The sequence below is a fragment of the Bifidobacterium sp. UBA6881 genome (assembly GCA_002451435.1).
Taxonomy (GTDB): Bacteria; Actinomycetota; Actinomycetes; order Actinomycetales; family Bifidobacteriaceae; genus Bifidobacterium.
Window position 1 is genome coordinate 1 of sequence record DKCF01000007.1, and the last position, 3,830, is coordinate 3,830.

Annotated in this window: 3 protein-coding genes; all 3 read right to left on the bottom strand. The window is 62.8% G+C overall.

The features are described from left to right. Window positions 1-51: 51 nt before the first annotated feature. A complete protein-coding gene (gene pflA / locus B3C64_RS00435; RefSeq protein ID WP_291532967.1) occupies window positions 52-933 on the bottom strand; it encodes a pyruvate formate-lyase-activating protein in 882 nt (293 codons plus the stop codon). Between the two features lie 119 nt (window positions 934-1,052). Then, entirely contained in the window at window positions 1,053-3,428 is a 2,376-nt protein-coding gene (gene pflB / locus B3C64_RS00440) for a formate C-acetyltransferase (RefSeq protein WP_291532968.1), read from the bottom strand. A gap of 164 nt (window positions 3,429-3,592) precedes the next feature. Next, the gene (locus B3C64_RS00445; RefSeq protein ID WP_291532969.1) at window positions 3,593-3,805 is read right to left on the bottom strand and encodes a hypothetical protein; all 213 of its coding nucleotides are present in this window, start codon (window positions 3,803-3,805) and stop codon (window positions 3,593-3,595) included. Window positions 3,806-3,830: the final 25 nt, after the last annotated feature.

Consider the following 3,830-nt stretch of genomic DNA (forward strand, 5'->3'; position numbering starts at 1 on the left):
GGATCCGCGTCCACGGCGGAACCCGTCGACGGGTGGATGCGGGAAGGCCCGTCAGTACACGGTGAAGCCGTGCGCCTTGAACTGGTCCGTCACGCGCCGCTTCATCGCCGCGGACGGGCCTTTCTGGTCCTCAAGCGGATATGGGATGTCCAGCATGTGCCACTTCGGACGGCCGAGCTGGTGGAAGCCGAGCACGTCGATATGTTCCACCGCGTCGCCGAAGGTCTCGCAGATCCTCGCGACGTTCTCGACGTTCTCCTCCGAGGAGGTGAGTCCGGGAACGAGCACGAAACGCACCCAGATCTTCTTGCCGGCCTTGGCCAGGCGCTGACCGAAGTCGATGGTCGGCTGCAGCACGCCGCCGGTCACCTTGCGGTAGGTCTCCTCGTCGCCGGATTTCACGTCGAGCAGGCACAGGTCGATGTCATCGACCATCTCGTCGGTGAAGCTCGCGCCCAGGAAGCCCGATGTGTCGAGGCAGGTGTGCACGCCCATCTCCTTGGCCGCGTGGAACACGCGGGAGACGAACGCCGGCTGCATCATCGATTCGCCGCCGGAGAAGGTGATGCCGCCTTTGGTGGCTTTGAACAGGTCGGCGTAACGCTCGATCTTCTCGATCATGGCCTCGTAGTACACGGGCTTGCCGTCGCGCATCTTCCACGTGTCGGGGTTCTGGCAGAACTGGCAGCGCAACGGGCATCCGCTGAGGAACACGGTCATTCTGGTTCCGGGACCGTCGACGGAGGTGTTGATGTCCCAGGAGTGCACGAATCCGATGTCGCCGCTTTTCAGCGCGGAGATGCGGTCGCGGCGGTCCAGGCCGATCGGTGATTCGAATCCGGAAAGTCCTCCCATCAGCGTCTGGCTGACGTATGTCTGCGATTCCCGGAGCATATGCCGGGTCGTGGTGCGGAAGCGTCCGTTATCAGACATCGGTGTCCTTTCATCCTTGCTGTCCCGGCATCGCGTTCACGAACCGGGGATACGACAAAGGGGCGAGTCGAAGCCCGCCCCTTGTCATCCGTTTACCGTTTCAACGGCGTCATGCCGTCTCAGTCGACGACGGAGCCCTGGTGGAACGTACGGGAAATCACGTCGAGCTGCTGCTCCTTGGTGAGCTTGACGAAGTTCACCGCGTAGCCGGAGACGCGCACGGTCAGGTGCGGGTACTTCTCCGGGTGTTCGACGGCGTCCTCGAGCTGTTCCTTGCGCAGCACGTTGATGTTGGCGTGGTACAGGCCGTGGCCGTTGCCGGCGTCCAGAATGCCCACGAGGTTGCCGATGCGCTCGTCCTCGTCGCGGCCGAGGCCGTCAGGGGTGATGGTGTTGGTCAGCGAGATGCCGTCGAGGGCGTCGTTGTAGTCGATCTTGCCGACGGAGAACATGGACGGCAGCATGCCGTGGGAGTCCATGCCGTTCTCCGGGTTGGCGCCCGGAGCGTACGGGGTGCCCTTCTTGTGACCGGACGGGAAGGAGCCGGTGGCCTTGCCGTATTCCACGTTGGAGGTGATGGTCAGGATGGACTGGGTCGGAACCGCGCCGCGGTAGACCGGCAGACGCTTGACCTGGCCCATGACGGTGGAGACGACCCACTTGGCGATGTCGTCGGCGCGGTCGTCGTCGTTGCCGTACAGCGGGAACTCGCCTTCGGTGCGGTAGCCGACGATCAGGTCGTCGTCCGCGCCTTCGACGTACTCGTGCTCGTGGCCCGGGGTGTTCTTGGCGTCCTTGTTGTAGATCGGGTAGACCTTGGCGTACTTGCATGCGGACAGGGAGTCGGCCGCGATCGACAGGCCGGACATGCCGCAGCCGAGGGTGCGGTACACCTCCTTGTCGTGCAGGGCCATCTCGATGGACTCGTATGCGTACTTATCGTGCATGTAATGGATGATGTTCAGCGCCATCACATAGGTCTCGGACAGCCATTCGAGGGCCTTCTCGTAGTTGGCCTTGACCTTCTCGTAGTCGAGGGAGCCGTCTGCCTCCGGGGTGATCGGCTCGATGACGCCCTTGTCGATGACCTGCATGCCGGTCATCTCGTCGCGGCCGCCGTTGATGGCGTACAGCAGGGCCTTGGCGGAGTTCACGCGGGCCGCGAAGAACTGCATCTGCTTGCCCACGCGCATCGGGGAGACGCAGCATGCGATGGCGGCGTCGTCGCCCCAGTGGGAGCGGATCTCCTTGTCGGACTCGTACTGGATGGCCGAGGTGTCGATGGAGATGCGGGCGCAGAAGCGCTTGTATGCCTCCGGCAGCTTCGGATCCCAGAAGATGGTGATGTTCGGCTCGGGGCCGGGTCCGAGGTGCTCGAGGGTCAGGGTGTTGAGCAGACGGTACGAGGTCTTGGTGACCAGGGTGCGGCCGTCGTCGCCGAAGCCCGCGTCGGACCAGGTCGCCCAGTACGGGTCGCCGGAGAAGATCGCGTCGTAGTCCTTGGTGCGCAGGAACCGCACGATGCGCAGCTTCATGACCAGGTTGTCGATGATCTCCTGGGCGTCGGTCTCGGTGATCTTGCCGGCCTTGAGGTCGCGCTCGAAGTACACGTCGAAGAAGGTGGACACACGGCCGAACGACATCGCGGCGCCGTCCTGGCTCTTGACGGAGGCGAGGTAGCCCATGTAGGTCCACTGCACGGCCTCCTGGGCGGTCTGCGCCGGACGGGTCAGGTCGAGGCCGTACTCGTTGCCGAGGTTGATCAGCTGCTTGAGGGCCTTGATCTGCTCGTCATGCTCCTCGCGGAAGCGGATCCAGTGCTCGATCTCCGGTTCGGTGAAGTCGTTGCGGTACGGCACGGAGTCCTTGTCGCGCTGCTTGAACTTGATCAGCGCGTTCACGCCGTACAGGGCGACGCGGCGGTAGTCGCCGATGATGCGGCCACGGCCGTAGGCGTCCGGCAGGCCGGTGAGGATCTTGTTGTGGCGCGCCACCTTGATCTGCTTGGTGTAGACGCCGAAGACGCCGTCGTTGTGGGTCTTGCGGTACTTGGTGAAGATCTTCTTGATCTCCGGATCCGGCTCCTTGCCGGCCTCCTTGATGGCCTGCTCGACCATGCGCCAGCCGCCGTTCGGCATCATGGCGCGCTTGCAGGGGACGTCGGTCTGCAGGCCGACGACCACGTTGTCGACGTCCGGGGAATCGATGTAGCCGGCCGGGAACGCGTCGATGCCGGCCGGGGTGTGGGTGTCGACGTCGTAGACGCGCTGCTTGCGTTCCACGGACAGGTAGTTGTCGTCCAGGTACTTCCACAGGTGCTTGGTCTTGTCGGTTGCGTCAGCCAGGAACGATTCGTCGCCCTCGTAAGGCGTGTAGTTCTTCTGGATGAAATCGCGGACGTCAATGTCCTTCTGCCAGTTGCCCTCGGCGAAGCCTTCCCAAGCCTTGGCCTGAAGTTCCTCCGGGGAGACCGCCGTCGCTTCAACTGCTGCCATTTCAACTCCTTCTGGATGGTTGGTTGGCGACGCATCGTTACGTCGTCGCTAGTTCACCATGATAGCGTTCGCAAGCTGCGTGAAACCTGAATTTTGTTCAGGAAAATAGTGACATAAATCACATTCACCCCCCGTACTTCGGGGAAAGGATTCCGCCGGCGCGCTCACCGCTTGGAAAGTTTTCCGGAATCGTCGTTCGACCAGCGTTTCCATTCGCGGTCCTGCTCCTCCCATTTGAGGTTGCGTTCCTGGACGATTTTCCAGGCGTCGAGCGCGTCCTCGCGGGACTTGTACGGTCCCATCCGATGGCTCGCCGGGGAGATCATGCCCAGTTCCGGCTCCTGGGTGACCGTGTTGAAATACCATTGCTTGCCCATGATGATTGCCCTCCTCTATGTGCTC

Excerpts from the sequence above, each read along its gene's own strand:
- pflB (WP_291532968.1), bottom strand. The coding sequence starts at position 3,428 with ATGGCAGCAGTTGAAGCGACGGCGGTCTCCCCGGAGGAACTTCAGGCC.
- pflA (WP_291532967.1), bottom strand. The coding sequence starts at position 933 with ATGTCTGATAACGGACGCTTCCGCACCACGACCCGGCATATGCTCCGG.
- B3C64_RS00445 (WP_291532969.1), bottom strand. The coding sequence starts at position 3,805 with ATGGGCAAGCAATGGTATTTCAACACGGTCACCCAGGAGCCGGAACTG.